The following is a 14,036-nucleotide window of genomic DNA, read 5'->3' as shown; positions in this document are numbered from 1 at the left end:
GGCCGGCCCCGGGGGACCTCAGTCGAGGTCCAGCATCTCCGTCAGCCTGGCCAGGGTGGCGCGATCGGCGTCTTCCATCGGGGCCGTGCGCGACCGGAAGAGCGTCGCCTGGCTTTTCAGGACCGTGGCATCCGACAGGATCTTCAGGTGGTTCGCGCGCAGGGTCTCCCCCGTGGTGGTGATGTCGGCCACCGCCTCTGCGGTCTCGTTCTTCACCGTGCCTTCCGTCGCGCCCTGGCTGTCCACCAGCTGATAATCAGCCACCCCGCGGGACTTCAGGAAGTCCCTGACAAGGCGGTGATATTTCGTCGCGATCCGCAGGCGGAACCCATGGGTCCGGCGGAAGACGGCGGCGGCTTCATCCAGGTCGTCCAGGGTTTCCACGTCGATCCAGCAGGAGGGCACGGCGACGATCAGATCGGCATGGCCAAAGCCCAGCTCGGCCAGTTCCTCGACCCGCTGTTCCCACTGGCCCAGCTTTTCCCGCACCAGGTCGGTGCCGGTCACGCCCAGGTGGATGCGACCCGCGTTCAGCTCCTTCGGGATCTCGCCCGCGCTCAGCAGGACAAGCTCAACCCCTTCTATCCCCTCGACCTTCCCGGCATATTCCCGGTCGGACCCGGCGCGGCCCAGGGTCACGCCCCGGCTGCCGAACCAGTCGAAGGTCTTTTCCATCAGCCGCCCCTTGGACGGCACGCCCAGCTTCAGCGTCATTTCCCGTCCTCCAGTTCGACCATCAGCCCCGGGCGCAGGATGCCGCCCACGGCGGGGATCCCCTCCGGCTTGCCGACCATCCGGCCCAGCTCCCGGGTCAGCGCGTCATAGCGCCCGCCCGAGGCGACGGAGGGCAGATCGGGCCGCCCCTCCACCACGAAGCCAAAGACGAAACCGTCGTAATATTCCATGTGGGTCCGGCCGTAGGTTGCCTCGAATTCCAGGCTTTCCACGTCGACACCATGCCCGGCCAGCGCCGCACCACGGCGGGCAAGTCGTTCCACCGCCTCGGAAATCGCGGGCAGGTCCACGGCGATGTCGCGCAGCTGCGACAGGGCGTTCGGCAGGGTTTCCCGCACCTTCAGGATGGCCTCGATCAGCTGCACCTGGGCTTCGGCCACGGGCGGCAGGGCCGCATCGGCGCGCAGCGCATCCAGCCGCAGCGCAATCTCCTCGCGGGAGCGCAGGCCGATGTCCGGCCCGGCCCCGGCGAAGGGATCCGCCTGGGACAGCAGGGCCTGGCGCGACGGCGGCTGTGCCGTGCGGCCCGCGAAACGGTCCAGCAGCTGCTTGAACCGGGCCGGGCGCCACAGGTGCCGCGACAGCGCCCGCTTGCGCGCCTCGGAGGTATCCAGCCCCGCCACGGCGGCCTGCAGGATCCCGATATCCCCGGTGGTGGCCTTCAGGCCCAGCGGCGCCACGGCGGCGGCCATCCGGGCGAAGACCTCCGCATCGGCGGCCTCCGGGTCCGATCCGTCAAAGATTTCGAAACCCACCTGCAGGTATTCATTGGCCCGGGCCTCGTCCTCCTCCTGACGGCGGAAGATTTCGCCCGAATAGGTGTAGCGCGCGGGTTCGGCGCCCCCTTCCATGTGCATCTGCACGACCGGAACGGTAAAATCGGGGCGCAGCATCTGCTCCCCCCGCAGCGCATCGGAGGTGGTATAGGCCCGCGCCCGCAGGTCCTCTCCGTAAAGGTCCAGCAGCGCATCGGCAGAAAGCAGGACCGGCGCCTCGACGACCGCGGCGCCCGCGGCCTCGAACCCGGCCCGCAGCGCGGCGGCGCGGGCTTTCACCCGGCCCCGATCAGGCATACGATAGGGCATCTTTACTGACCTTCCCCGACTTGAGCGGCATCATTGGCGTAACCCTCCAGGATCTCCCGGATTTTCGCGACCATCTCTGCCCGCGGCACCTCGAACTGGCTGGGCCGTTCCTTCCACTCTTCCAGGGTCGCGTTCTCCGCGATCTTGGCGCCCAGGATCAGGTCCTTGATCTGCACCACGCCGCGCGCCTTCTCGTCCTCGCCCTCGATCACGGCTATGGGGGAGTTGCGCTTGTCCGCGTATTTCAGCTGGTTACCGAAGTTCTTGGGATTGCCCAGGTAGACCTCGGCCCGGATACCTTCGCGGCGCAGCTCTCCGACGATGGCCTGGTAGTCGGCCATGCGGGTCTTGTCCATCACGGTGACGACCACGGGGCCCTCGGCCTGACCGCCGACGCGGCCCTTGGCGCGCAGCGCGGCCAGCAGGCGGTCGACGCCGATGGAAATCCCCGTCGCGGGCACTTCCTGCCCGGTGAACCGCTTGACCAGCCCGTCGTAGCGCCCGCCGCCGGACACCGATCCGAACTGCCGCTTGCGGCCTTTTTCGTCAAGGATTTCAAAGGTCAGCTCGGCTTCGAAGACGGGGCCGGTGTAATAGCCCAGGCCGCGCACGACCGAGGGGTCGATGACGATGCGGTCCTCTTCGTAGCCCTGTGCGGCGACCAGGCCCGCGATCTCCGCCAGCTCGGCCACGCCTTCCGCGCCCACGGCGCTTTCGCCCACGGCCGCCGAAAGGTTCCGCAGCGTCTCGGCCACGGTCGCCCCCTTGGAGGTCAGGAAGGCGATCACCGGCTCCGCCTGCGCCTCGTCCAGGCCCACGCCGTCGATATAGGCGCCCGAGGCATCCAGCCGGCCCTTGCCCAGCAGCTGGCGCACGCCCTCCTCGCCGACCTTGTCGAACTTGTCGATGGTGCGCAGCACGTCGGCGGCCTGCGCCTCCTCCGTCACGCCCATGGCCTCCAGCACGCCGTTCAGCACCTTCCGGTTGTTGACCCGGATGATGTAGTCGCCGCGCGGGATGCCGACCTCTTCAAGGCAGTCGGCCAGCATGGCGCAGATCTCGGCATCGGCGGCGACGCTGGCGGCGCCCACGGTATCGGCATCGCATTGATAGAACTGGCGGAACCGGCCCGGGCCGGGCTTCTCGTTGCGCCAGACGGGCCCCATGGCAAAGCGCCGGTAAGGGGTCGGCAGGTCGTTGCGGTGCTGGGCATAGACCCGCGCCAGCGGCGCCGTCAGGTCATAGCGCAGCGCCAGCCAGTCGCCCTTGTCGTTCTCATCCGCTTCCTGCCAGGCAAAGACGCCTTCGTTCGGGCGGTCCACGTCGGGCAGGAACTTGCCCAGCGCCTCGACCGTCTCCACCGCGGAGCTTTCCAGCGCCTCGAAGCCGTAACGATGGTAGACGCCTGCAATCTTCGCCAGCATCTCCGTCCGTTCCGTCACCTCGGCCCCGAAGTAGTCGCGGAACCCTTTCGGGGTCTCCGCCTTGGGACGCGGGGTCTTCTTAACCTTGGCCATGGTATTCCCTCGCGGTTCAATCGCGCCCGGGGCATAGCCCATGGGCCGGGCCGGAGCAAGCGGCGCCGGGAAACCGGGGTGCCCGCATACGCCCTGCAAGGCGCGGCACGGGTCCGCCGGGCAACGGATGGCGCCGGGACAGGGGATGGGGCACGCCATTGGGCACGGGGGGCCGCATGGGCCGCCAAGGTACAGGGCAATGATCCGGGGCCCCTGTCCGCGACCCTGAACCAGACCGTCACCGGGCAAATCGGGCCGCCAAAGTCCGCGGATCGGACGACCTGTGCAATCTGTGCATACCCATGCCTGCAACACTGCATTGGTATTGGGGACCGTTTAGATTAGCGCCCGTTTAGATACGTGCTAAGATCACGCTCCCTGCACTGTGTATGCAGGGCTTTACCGGTTCGGAGGATTTTGCATGAACGCCCTGGAAGAAAAGCTCGCCCACCTCACCCGCACGGTCGATGACCTGTCGGATCAGGTCGCGCGACAACAGGGGGAAATCATGATGCTCACCCGCCGGGTCCAGATGCTGATGGAACGCGAAGCCACCCGGGAGTCGGACGGCAGCGGCGGCGTCTTCTTCAGCGACGAACGCCCCCCGCACTACTGATCGGCACTACTGATCGGCTGCGGCTGACCGGATCGGGCGGGCGCGCCACCCCGCGCGCCCTGCCCCGCATCACACCTCTTCGACGGCCAGAACGCCCGGCAGCGACTTGATCGCGCCCTTCACCTGCGGGGTGACGGGGAATTCAGCATGGGCGTCGATCTCCACCTCGCCGGGCAGGGCCGGGTCCATCAGGCAGAACAGGATCGGCCCCTTGACCACCCCCCGGACGGAGTCGACCGCGCCTTCCAGCACCGTCGCGACCGAGGGGATCGCCTGGACCTCCTCCACGAAGATCTTCAGGCCGACGGCCCCCGCATCGGCCACCACCCCGTCCATCGGCGCGATCGACCGTGCCAGCAGCTTCAGCTGGTCACTTTCCATCGTCGCCTCGACGGTCAGGACCACCTTTTCACCGTTGACCAGGTAGTCGCGGGATTTCTCCAGCGTGTCCGAGAAGATGGTGATCTCGTAGGCGCCCGTCGGATCGCTCAGCTGGGCAAAGGCGAAACGATTGCCCCGCGCCGATTTCCGTTCCTGACAGCCGGTGACGATCCCCGCCAGCTTGGCGATCTTCCCGCCCCCCATCGCCGCCTTGTAGACATCGTCCAGGGTTTCGACCTTCTTGCGCCTCAGCGCACCCATGTAATCGTCCAGCGGGTGACCGGACAGGTAGAAGCCGATCGCCTTGAACTCCTCCGCCAGACGTTCGGCGGGCATCCAGTCGTTCACCGGCGCCAGACGCGGTTCCGGCAGGTCGTCGCCCGCGTCCCCGAACAGCGACACCTGGTCCGAGGCCTTCTGCTCCCAGTAGGCGGCGGAATAGGACATCAGCGGTTCCAGGCTTTCGAAGACCTTGCGGCGGTTGCGGTCCAGCTCGTCGAAGGCCCCGGCGCGGGCCAGCATTTCCAGCGGCCGCTTGCCCACCTTCTTCAGCTCCACCCGGCGGGCGAAATCGTAAAGGCTGGCAAAGGGCTTTTCGCGGCCGTCGACCACGCGGCCCTTCTCCACCAGCTTCATCGCCTCGACGCCAACGTTCTTCAGCGCACCCAGGCCGTAGACCAGCGCGCCCTCGACCACCTTGAAATGCGCGTCCGACGTATTCACCGACGGCGCCACATAGGGCAGCTTCAGCCCCTTCTTCACTTCCTGGAAGTAGATGGTCAGCTTGTCGGTCAGGTGGATATCGCAGTTCATGACGCCGGCCATGAACTCCACCGGGTGATTGGCCTTCAGCCAGGCGGTGTAATAGCTGACCACCGCATAGGCCGCCGCGTGCGACTTGTTGAAACCGTAGTTGGCGAATTTCTCCAGCAGGTCGAAGACCTCGGAGGCCTTCTTCTTGTCGACCCCGTTCTTGGCCGCACCCGCCTCGAACTTCGGGCGTTCGGCGTCCATGGCCTCCTTGATCTTCTTGCCCATGGCGCGGCGCAGAAGGTCGGCACCGCCAAGCGAATAGCCCGCCATGACCTGGGCAATCTGCATCACCTGTTCCTGGTAGATGATGATACCCTGGGTTTCCGCAAGCAGGTGGTCGATCGACGGATGGACCGAGGTGATGTCGCGCACCCCGTTCTTCACCTCGCAATAGACCGGGATGTTTTCCATGGGCCCGGGACGGTAGAGCGCCACAAGCGCCACGATGTCCTCGATGCAGGTGGGCTTCATCTGCTTCAGCGCGTCCATCATGCCGGTGGATTCCACCTGGAACACGGCGACGGTCTTGGCGCGGGCGTAAAGATCGTAGGTCTTCTCGTCATCCAGCGGGATGGCGTTGATCATGTTCTCCGCCCCCGGCGCCGGCTCGTAAAGCTGGGTACCGTCGGCCGCGACATGCAGGTCCCGCCCGCCCGCGTGGATCTGCTGGATCGCGTTCTGGATCACGGTCAGGGTCTTCAGACCCAGGAAGTCGAACTTCACCAGCCCGGCCTGTTCGACCCATTTCATGTTGAACTGCGTCGCCGGCATGTCCGAGCGCGGATCCTGGTAAAGCGGGACCAGCTGATCGGTCGGCCGGTCCGCGATCACCACGCCCGCCGCGTGGGTCGAGGCGTTCCGCAGCAGGCCTTCGACCTGCATGCCGTATTTCAGCAGCCGGTCCACGACCTCCTCGTTCTGCGCCTCCTCGACCAGGCGCGGCTCGTCGCGCAGGGCCTGTTCGATGCTGACGGGCTTCACCCCTTCCACCGGGATCAGCTTCGACAGGCGGTCCACCTGGCCATAGGGCATCTGCAGAACCCGGCCGATGTCGCGCACCGCCGCCTTCGACAGCAGCGCACCGAAGGTGATGATCTGCCCCACCTTGTCGCGGCCGTAGCGTTCCTGCACGTAGCGGATCACCTCTTCGCGGCGATCCATGCAGAAGTCGATGTCGAAGTCGGGCATCGACACACGTTCCGGGTTCAGGAAGCGTTCGAAAAGCAGTGAATAGCGCAGCGGATCAAGGTCGGTGATGGTCAGCGCATAGGCCACCAGCGACCCCGCACCGGACCCCCGCCCCGGCCCCACCGGGATGTCGTGGTCCTTCGCCCACTGGATGAAGTCCGCAACGATCAGGAAGTAGCCCGGGAAGCCCATGCCCTCGATGATGCCCAGCTCGAAATCCAGCCGCTTCTGGTACTCTTCCTCGGGCACCGCGTGGGGGATCACGGCCAGGCGGGCCTGCAGGCCCTCGTTGGCCTGGCGGCGCAGTTCGGCCACCTCGTCATCCGCGAACTTCGGCAGGATCGGGTCGCGGCGGTAGGTCATGAAGGCACAGCGCCGGGCGATCTCGACGGTGTTCTCGATCGCCTCGGGCAGGTCGGCGAAAAGCGTCGCCATCTCCTGCGGCGACTTGAAGTAATGCTGCGGCGTCAGGCGGCGGCGGGGCTGGCTCTGGTCCACATAGGCGCCTTCGGCGATGCAGATCAGCGCGTCATGCGCCTCGTACATGCTGCTGGTGGGGAAGTAGACGTCGTTGGTCGCCACCAGCGGCAGTTCCATCGCATAGGCCATCTCGACGAAGCCGCGTTCGGTCAGCTTCTCGGCCTGCGGCAGCCCGTCTTCGCCCGGGTGGCGCTGCAGCTCGACGTAGAACCGGCCGGGGTAGAACCCCGCCATCCGCGTCATCAGCGCCTGCGCCTCGGGCCGGTGGCCCGTCTGCAGGAGCCGCCCCACAGGGCCGTCCGCCCCGCCGCTGAGACAGATCAGCCCCTCCGAATACTGCTCCAGTTCCTCCAGCGTGACCGCCGGCAGATCGCCGTGCTTGTCCACGTAGAGGCAGGAATTGAGCTTCATCAGGTTCTCGTAGCCGCGCTCGTTCTGCGCCAGCAGGACCACCGCGCCCGGCGGCTGCTGCTTCTCGCCCGGTTCCGGGCTGTGCCAGTTCACCGTGGTCTGCATGCCGACGATCGGCTGCACCCCCGCCCCGCTGGCGGTCACGGAAAACTCCAGCGCGGAAAAGTTGTTGTTGGTGTCCGTCACGGCGACGGCGGGCATCTCCATCTTCTCGCAAAGGGCCGGCAGCTTCTTCAGCCGCATGGCCCCTTCCAGAAGGGAATACTCGGTATGGACGCGGAGGTGGATGAATCGGGGCTCGCTCATCCGACCAGTTCTAGGCCCCGCCCGAGCCCCCCGGCAAGAGCCCCCGAAAACCCCGCCCGCGGCATGCGCTGCCGCAGGGTTCGCACCACGGTTCGGCGCCTCCTTGGGCAAAGGCCCGGCAAAGCGGCTGTATACAGGCGAGAAAGGCTTGCAAACCGTGCGTTTCGCCGCTTTTCTGGGCGGAACCAAGGGGAAACGCCGTCTCTTCTACGCCGCATCGAGGGGACATTTCAGGGCGCAACGGGTAACGCGGCGGTGATAATGAACATGACACTCTCCTTTCAACTGAACGGAGACCGGGTGGACATCGGTGATGTCCCCCCCACGATGACGCTGCTTGACTGGTTGCGCATCGAACGGGGCCTGACGGGCACCAAGGAAGGCTGCAACGAGGGCGATTGCGGCGCCTGCACCGTCATGGTGACCTCCGAAGAGGGACCGAAGGCGCTGAACGCCTGCATCCTCTTCCTGCCGCAGCTGCACGGCAAGTCGGTGACCACGGTCGAGGGGCTCGCCCTGCCCGACGGCGCGCTGCACCCGGTGCAGCAGGCCATGGTGGACCATCACGGATCGCAATGCGGCTTCTGCACGCCCGGCTTCACCATGTCGATGGCGACGGCCCAGATCACCGGCGAGACGGACCATGACCTGACGCTGGCGGGCAACCTGTGCCGCTGCACCGGCTACGCACCGATCATCCGCGCGGCAGAGGAGGCAGCGGCGAAACCCGCCCCCGCCCACCTGCCCGCGACCTTCCGCATGCCGGTGGACGCGGCGGGCATCGCCTTCCAGCCCGAAACCTCGGACGAGCTGGCACAGTGGTACGAAGCCAACCCCGATGCCACCCTGGTGGCCGGGGCGACCGACCTCGGCCTGCATGTGACCAAGGCCATGCGCGACCTGGGCGAAGTGGCCTTCCTGAACCGCTGCGCCGATCTGAAGGGCGTGACGGTGACGGATGACGGCATCCGCATCGGCGCCATGACCACCTGGTCCGACCTGCTGCCGGTCATCGCGCCCTATTACCCGGGCCTTGCCGCCATGCTGCGCCGCTTCGCCTCCGTCCAGGTGCGCAATGCCGCCACCGTCGGCGGCAATATCGCCAACGGCTCCCCCATCGGGGACGGCCCGCCCGCGCTGATCGCGCTTGGCGCCACCCTGCACCTTCGCCATGGCACCACCCGCCGCGACATCCCGCTGGAAGACTTCTTCATCGACTACGGCCGCCAGGACCGCGCGCCCGGCGAATTCGTCGAGGCCGTGACCATCCCGCGCCCCACCGGCGAAACCCCCGACCGGCTGGCCTGCTACAAGCTGTCCAAGCGCTTCGATCAGGACATTTCCGCCGTCTGCGGCTGCTTCAGCGTGACCGTTTCGGCGGGCACCGTGACCGCCGCGCGCATCGCCTTCGGCGGCATGGCCGGCACGCCCAAACGCGCCCGCCACGTCGAAACCGCCCTGCTGGGCAAACCCTGGACGCTGGCCACCGTCGAAGCCGTGGCCGGTGAATGGGCCAAGGACTACACCCCCATGACCGACATGCGCGCCTCTGCCGCCTACCGGCTGAAGGCCGCCCGCAACATGCTCACCCGCTACCTGCTCGCCGACCTCGGCCAGGATGTCGACGTGCTGGAGGTCGAGGCATGACCGAACAGGTTCGCAAGCCCCTGCCGCATGACAGCGGCCCGCTCCACGTCACCGGACAGGCGCGCTACATTGACGACATCCCCCTGCCCGCCAACACGCTGCACCTGGCCTTCGGCACCTCGCCCGTGGCGCGCGGCACGATCACGGCGCTGGACCTGGCAAAGGTCAAGGCCGCGCCGGGCGTGGTGAAGGTCATGACCGCCGCCGACCTGCCCTTCGCCAATGACGTGGCCTCCGCCCCCGTGCATGACGAACCCCTGCTTTCCACCGGCCGGGTCAATTTCGTCGGCCAGCCGGTCTTCCTCGTCGCCGCCACCTCCCACCACGCCGCCCGCAAGGCCGCGACGCTGGCGGTGATGGAGATCGACGAGGAAACGCCGATCCTGACGGTCGAAGAAGCGCTGGAGGCCGAAAGCTACATCGAATACCCGCCGCTGGTCTGGTCCAAGGGCGATGCGGAGGCCGCCATCACCGCGGCCCCCCGCGTCATCGAAGGCCGGATCGAAATGGGCGGGCAGGAACATTTCTACCTCGAAGGCCAGGCCTCCCTCGCCCTGCCGCAGGAAAACGGCGACGTGCTGGTGTCGTCCTCGACCCAGCACCCGACCGAGATCCAGCACAAGGTGGCAGAGGCGATCGGCAAGCCCATGCATGCCGTGCGCGTCGAAACCCGCCGCATGGGTGGCGGCTTCGGCGGCAAGGAAAGCCAGGGCAATGCGCTGGCCGTCTCCTGCGCGGTGATCGCCGCGCTGACCGGGCGGCCCGCCAAGATGCGCTATGACCGCGACGACGACATGCAGATCACCGGCAAGCGCCATGATTTCCGCATCGACTACCGCGTGGGCGTCACCCCCCAGGGCCGCATCCTGGGCGTGGATTTCCGCCAATACACCCGCGCCGGTTGGTCCCAGGACCTGACGCTGGCGGTGGCGGACCGCGCCATGCTGCATGCCGACAACGCCTACCTGCTGGAAAACGCCCGCATCGAAAGCCACCGGCTGCGCACCAACATGTGCTCCGCCACCGCCTATCGCGGCTTCGGCGGGCCGCAGGGCGTGGTGGGCATCGAACGGGTGATCGACCACATCGCCCATGACCTGGGGCTGGATCCCGTCGCCGTGCGGCAGGTGAACTACTATGCCGATTGTCCCGTGGATGGGGCGGAAGGGGGCTCCGCCCCCCGGCCTGCGGCCTCCCCCCGGAGTATTTCCGGCCATCGAATGGAAGAAGGGGGCGCGGCGCAGACCACGCCCTATGGACAGGTGGTGGAGGATTTCATCCTGCACCGGCTGACGGACAAGCTGCTGGACAGCAGCGATTACGCGGCGCGCAAAGAGGCCGTGGCGGCGTGGAATGCGCAGAACCCGGTGCTGAAGAAGGGGCTGGGGTTCAGCCCGGTGAAATTCGGCATCTCCTTCACCCTGTCGCACCTCAACCAGGCGGGGGCGCTGGTCCATGTCTACCAGGACGGATCGGTGCATCTGAACCACGGCGGGACCGAGATGGGACAGGGCCTGTTCCAGAAGGTGGCGCAGGTCGCGGCCTCCCGCTTCGGGATCCCGATGGAGGCGGTGAAGATCACCGCTTCGGACACCGCCAAGGTGCCCAACACCTCCGCCACCGCCGCATCCTCCGGCTCGGACCTGAACGGCATGGCGGTGAAGGCCGCCTGCGACACGATCCGCGACCGCATCGCAGGCGTGGTGGCCGAACTGCACCAGGTTGCGGTGGAAGAGGTCTTCTTCGCCGACGGCATGGTCACCGTCGGGGGCGAGAGCCTGACCTTCGCCCGCGCCGCCGAGCTGACCTACCAGGCGCAGGTCAGCCTTTCGGCCACCGGGCATTACCGCACCCCCGACCTCAGCTGGGACCGGGTGCAGGGCGCGGGGCGGCCGTTCTTCTACTTCGCCCATGGCGCGGCGCTGACCGAAGTGGTGGTCGATACGCTCACCGGCGAATACCGCATCCTGCGCACCGACATCCTGCATGACGCAGGGTCTTCGCTGAACCCCGCGCTGGACATCGGCCAGGTGGAGGGCGGCTACGTCCAGGGCGCGGGCTGGCTCACGACCGAGGAACTGGTCTGGGACGGCAAGGGTCGGCTGCGCACCCATGCGCCCTCGACCTACAAGATCCCCGCCTGTTCCGACCGGCCGCGGGTCTTCAACGTGGCGCTCTGGGATGAACCCAACCCGGCGCAGACGATCTACCGGTCCAAGGCCGTGGGGGAGCCGCCCTTCATGCTGGGCATCTCTGCCCTGCTGGCGCTGTCGGATGCGGTCGGCGCCTGCGGCACCGCCTATCCCCTGCTCGATGCGCCCGCCACGCCGGAACGCGTGCTCGACGCCATCGACCGGGTGAAAACGGCCCAGGTGACGAATGCTTGACCGCGAAGAGCTTGCCCGGGCGCTGGCCCGGGCGCCCCGCCTCGTGCGGGTGGTGGTCGCGGAAACCCGCGGCTCCACCCCGCGCGAGGTCGGCGCAGCCATGCTCGTCACCCCCGAGGCGCTGATCGGCACCATCGGGGGCGGCACCCTGGAACATGAGGCGATGCTGCGCGCCCGCACCCTCACCGCCGACCGGCTGGAGGCGCGCGCGCTTGGCCCCGACCTGGGCCAGTGCTGCGGCGGGGCGGTGAAGCTGCTTTATGAAATCTGGGACGCGGCGCGGCTGGCCACGCTCGACGGCACCGCCTATGCCCGTCCGCTGCCCGGCTCCGGGGACGAAATGCCCTTTGCCCTGCGCCGCCAGCTGGCGGAGGCCCGCGCCCAGGGCACCCCGCCCGCCGCAGGGATCCACGAGGGCTGGATGGTCGAACCGCTGGCCCGGCCCGCCCGCGCGGTCTGGCTCTGGGGCGCGGGGCATGTCGGGCGTGCCATCGCCTCGGTGCTGGCGCCCCTGCCCGGGATCGCGCTCACCTGGATCGACACCGCGCCCGACCGCTTCCCCGAACAGCCACCCGACGGCGTGACCATCCTCCCCGCCGCCGATCCCGCGCGGCTGGCGACCCATGCGGCCCCGGACGCCCACCACCTGATCCTGACCTATTCGCACCAGCTCGACCTGGCGCTCTGCGACGCGCTGCTGCGCCGCGGCTTCGCCTCCTGCGGGCTGATCGGATCCGCCAGCAAATGGGCGCGCTTTCGCTCCCGCCTGGCGGCCATGGGCCACCAACCTGCCTCTATCGCAGGCATTTCTTGTCCAATCGGTCAACCTTCCTACGGCAAACACCCGCAGGAGATTGCCGTGGGCGTGGCGGCTGAGCTACTGACGACAACGGCGCGCAAAGACGCCATCAGGGGGAGAACGGCGTGACGGGGACACTGCTGAAAATCGTGGGTCTTACAAAGGCCTATCCGGGGGTGGTCGCCAACAGCGACGTCTCCTTCAACATCATGGAAGGCGAGGTCCACGCCCTGCTGGGCGAGAACGGCGCGGGCAAGTCCACGCTGGTCAAAATGATCTATGGCCTGGTCAAGCCCGACAGCGGCGACATGGCCTTCATGGGCACCGCCTATGCGCCCTCCGAACCGCAGGAGGCCCGCGCCCGCGGCGTGGCCATGGTGTTTCAGCACTTCTCGCTCTTCGATGCGCTCAACGTTGCCGAAAACGTCGCCCTCGGCATGGCCAACCCGCCCAAGACGGGCGAACTGGCCGAACGCATCCGCGCGGTGTCCGAACAATACGGCCTGCCGCTCGATCCCTGGCGCCTGGTGGGGGATCTTTCGGCCGGTGAACGCCAGCGGGTCGAAATCATCCGCTGCCTGCTCCAGGATCCCAAGCTCCTGATCATGGACGAACCGACCTCGGTCCTCACCCCGCAGGAGGTCGAAATCCTCTTCGCCACCCTGCGGAAGCTGAAATCCGAAGGCACCTCGATCCTCTACATCTCCCACAAGCTGGAAGAGATCCGCGCCCTCTGCGACGAGGCGACGATCCTGCGCCTGGGCAAGAAGGTCGGCACCTGCACCCCGCGAGAGGTCACGGCGGCCCAGATGGCCGAGATGATGGTGGGCACGGAACTGCACCGCCCCGAACGCGAACCCTCGACGCCCGGCGATGTGCGCCTCGCGCTCAACGACCTCTCCGTCCCCTCCCCCAGCCAGTTCGGCACCTCGCTGAAGAACGTGACCCTCACCGTCCGCGCGGGCGAAGTGCTGGGCCTTGCAGGGGTTGCGGGCAACGGCCAGGACGAACTGCTGGCGGCCCTTTCGGGGGAGATCACCTCCGCCCCCGGCATGGTCGTCCTCGACGGGGCGGAAATCGGCGCCAGGGGCCCGACCGAACGCCGCCGTCGTGGGTTGCTGACCGGGCCCGAAGAACGGCTGGGCCATGCCGCGGCGCCCAACATGACCCTGACCGAAAACGCCCTGCTGACCGGGGCGGAACGCGAAGGGCTGATGACCAACGGCTTCCTCAAATGGGGCAAGGCGCGCGATTTCGCCCAGTCGATCATCGAACGCTTCGACGTGCGCACGCCGGGCACCGAAACCGCCGCCCGGGCGCTTTCGGGCGGCAACCTGCAGAAATTCGTCATCGGACGGGAAGTCATGCAACGGCCCGAGGTGCTGGTGGTGAACCAGCCGACCTGGGGCGTCGATGCCGCCGCCGCCGCCACGATCCGCCAGGCGATCCTCGATCTGGCCGCAGGCGGTGCCGCGGTGATCGTGATCAGCCAGGACCTCGACGAACTGATGGAAGTGTCGGACAATTTCGCGGCCCTGAACGAGGGGCGCCTGTCCCAGGTGGTGCCCGCACAGGGCCTGTCGATGGAAGAGATCGGCCTGATGATGGGCGGCGCCCACGGGATGGAGGCAGCCCATGCGTGACCTCGCCCCCCTGCTCCCCACCCCCATC

Annotated in this window: 9 protein-coding genes; 5 read left to right on the top strand and 4 right to left on the bottom strand. The window is 67.6% G+C overall.

Annotation, left to right across the window (positions count from 1 at the left end; genetic code table 11):
• Window positions 1-18: 18 nt before the first annotated feature.
• Genes hisG through hisS form a run of 3 tightly spaced genes read right to left on the bottom strand, consistent with a single transcriptional unit; the run spans window position 19 to window position 3,337 of the window.
• The gene (gene hisG, locus AC2IR1_RS06235; protein ID WP_486475419.1) at window positions 19-714 is read right to left on the bottom strand and encodes an ATP phosphoribosyltransferase; all 696 of its coding nucleotides are present in this window, start codon (window positions 712-714) and stop codon (window positions 19-21) included.
• Window positions 711-1,808: an ATP phosphoribosyltransferase regulatory subunit gene (locus AC2IR1_RS06230; protein WP_486476376.1), complete on the bottom strand. Its 1,098-nt coding sequence runs from the start codon at window positions 1,806-1,808 to the stop codon at window positions 711-713. The genes hisG and AC2IR1_RS06230 overlap by 4 nt, the downstream gene beginning before the upstream one ends.
• 14 nt (window positions 1,809-1,822) lie before the next feature.
• Window positions 1,823-3,337 carry a histidine--tRNA ligase gene (gene hisS / locus AC2IR1_RS06225; RefSeq protein ID WP_486475418.1) on the bottom strand — a complete coding sequence of 505 codons (1,515 nt, stop codon included), beginning with the start codon at window positions 3,335-3,337 and terminating at the stop codon, window positions 1,823-1,825.
• Between the two features lie 421 nt (window positions 3,338-3,758).
• On the opposite strand from hisS, the gene AC2IR1_RS06220 reads away from it, so the two are divergent.
• Window positions 3,759-3,953, top strand: a complete 195-nt coding sequence (locus AC2IR1_RS06220) for a SlyX family protein (protein WP_486475417.1) — start codon at window positions 3,759-3,761, stop codon at window positions 3,951-3,953.
• Between the two features lie 69 nt (window positions 3,954-4,022).
• Here the strand turns inward: AC2IR1_RS06220 and dnaE are convergent, their stop codons facing one another.
• Window positions 4,023-7,532, bottom strand: coding sequence for a DNA polymerase III subunit alpha (gene dnaE, locus AC2IR1_RS06215; RefSeq protein WP_486475416.1), 3,510 nt, complete (start codon window positions 7,530-7,532; stop codon window positions 4,023-4,025).
• Window positions 7,533-7,799: 267 nt separating this feature from the next.
• Between dnaE and xdhA the strand changes: the two genes are divergently transcribed.
• Genes xdhA through AC2IR1_RS06195 form a run of 4 tightly spaced genes read left to right on the top strand, consistent with a single transcriptional unit; the run spans window position 7,800 to window position 14,008 of the window.
• Complete coding sequence (xdhA, locus tag AC2IR1_RS06210) at window positions 7,800-9,179, top strand: xanthine dehydrogenase small subunit (protein WP_486475415.1); 1,380 nt, start codon at window positions 7,800-7,802, stop codon at window positions 9,177-9,179.
• Window positions 9,176-11,566, top strand: a complete 2,391-nt coding sequence (xdhB, locus tag AC2IR1_RS06205; protein ID WP_486475414.1) for a xanthine dehydrogenase molybdopterin binding subunit — start codon at window positions 9,176-9,178, stop codon at window positions 11,564-11,566. Before xdhA ends, xdhB begins: the two co-directional genes overlap by 4 nt.
• Window positions 11,559-12,494: a xanthine dehydrogenase accessory protein XdhC gene (gene xdhC, locus AC2IR1_RS06200; protein WP_486475413.1), complete on the top strand. Its 936-nt coding sequence runs from the start codon at window positions 11,559-11,561 to the stop codon at window positions 12,492-12,494. The genes xdhB and xdhC overlap by 8 nt, the downstream gene beginning before the upstream one ends.
• Window positions 12,491-14,008 (top strand): ABC transporter ATP-binding protein, encoded by a 1,518-nt coding sequence (locus AC2IR1_RS06195; RefSeq protein WP_486475412.1) that lies wholly within the window; start codon window positions 12,491-12,493, stop codon window positions 14,006-14,008. The genes xdhC and AC2IR1_RS06195 overlap by 4 nt, the downstream gene beginning before the upstream one ends.
• Window positions 14,009-14,036 lie beyond the last annotated feature (28 nt).

The sequence above is a fragment of the Pseudooceanicola sp. NS-SX8 genome (genome assembly GCF_057380755.1).
The sequence above is the reverse complement of the archived record's forward strand: the minus strand, read 5'-3'. Positions and strand labels throughout refer to the sequence as shown.

Coding starts and splice junctions, on each gene's coding strand:
- hisG (WP_486475419.1), bottom strand. CDS start 714: ATGACGCTGAAGCTGGGCGTGCCGTCCAAGGGGCGGCTGATGGAAAAG.
- AC2IR1_RS06230 (WP_486476376.1), bottom strand. CDS start 1,808: ATGCCTGATCGGGGCCGGGTGAAAGCCCGCGCCGCCGCGCTGCGGGCC.
- hisS (WP_486475418.1), bottom strand. CDS start 3,337: ATGGCCAAGGTTAAGAAGACCCCGCGTCCCAAGGCGGAGACCCCGAAA.
- AC2IR1_RS06220 (WP_486475417.1), top strand. CDS start 3,759: ATGAACGCCCTGGAAGAAAAGCTCGCCCACCTCACCCGCACGGTCGAT.
- dnaE (WP_486475416.1), bottom strand. CDS start 7,532: ATGAGCGAGCCCCGATTCATCCACCTCCGCGTCCATACCGAGTATTCC.
- xdhA (WP_486475415.1), top strand. CDS start 7,800: ATGACACTCTCCTTTCAACTGAACGGAGACCGGGTGGACATCGGTGAT.
- xdhB (WP_486475414.1), top strand. CDS start 9,176: ATGACCGAACAGGTTCGCAAGCCCCTGCCGCATGACAGCGGCCCGCTC.
- xdhC (WP_486475413.1), top strand. CDS start 11,559: ATGCTTGACCGCGAAGAGCTTGCCCGGGCGCTGGCCCGGGCGCCCCGC.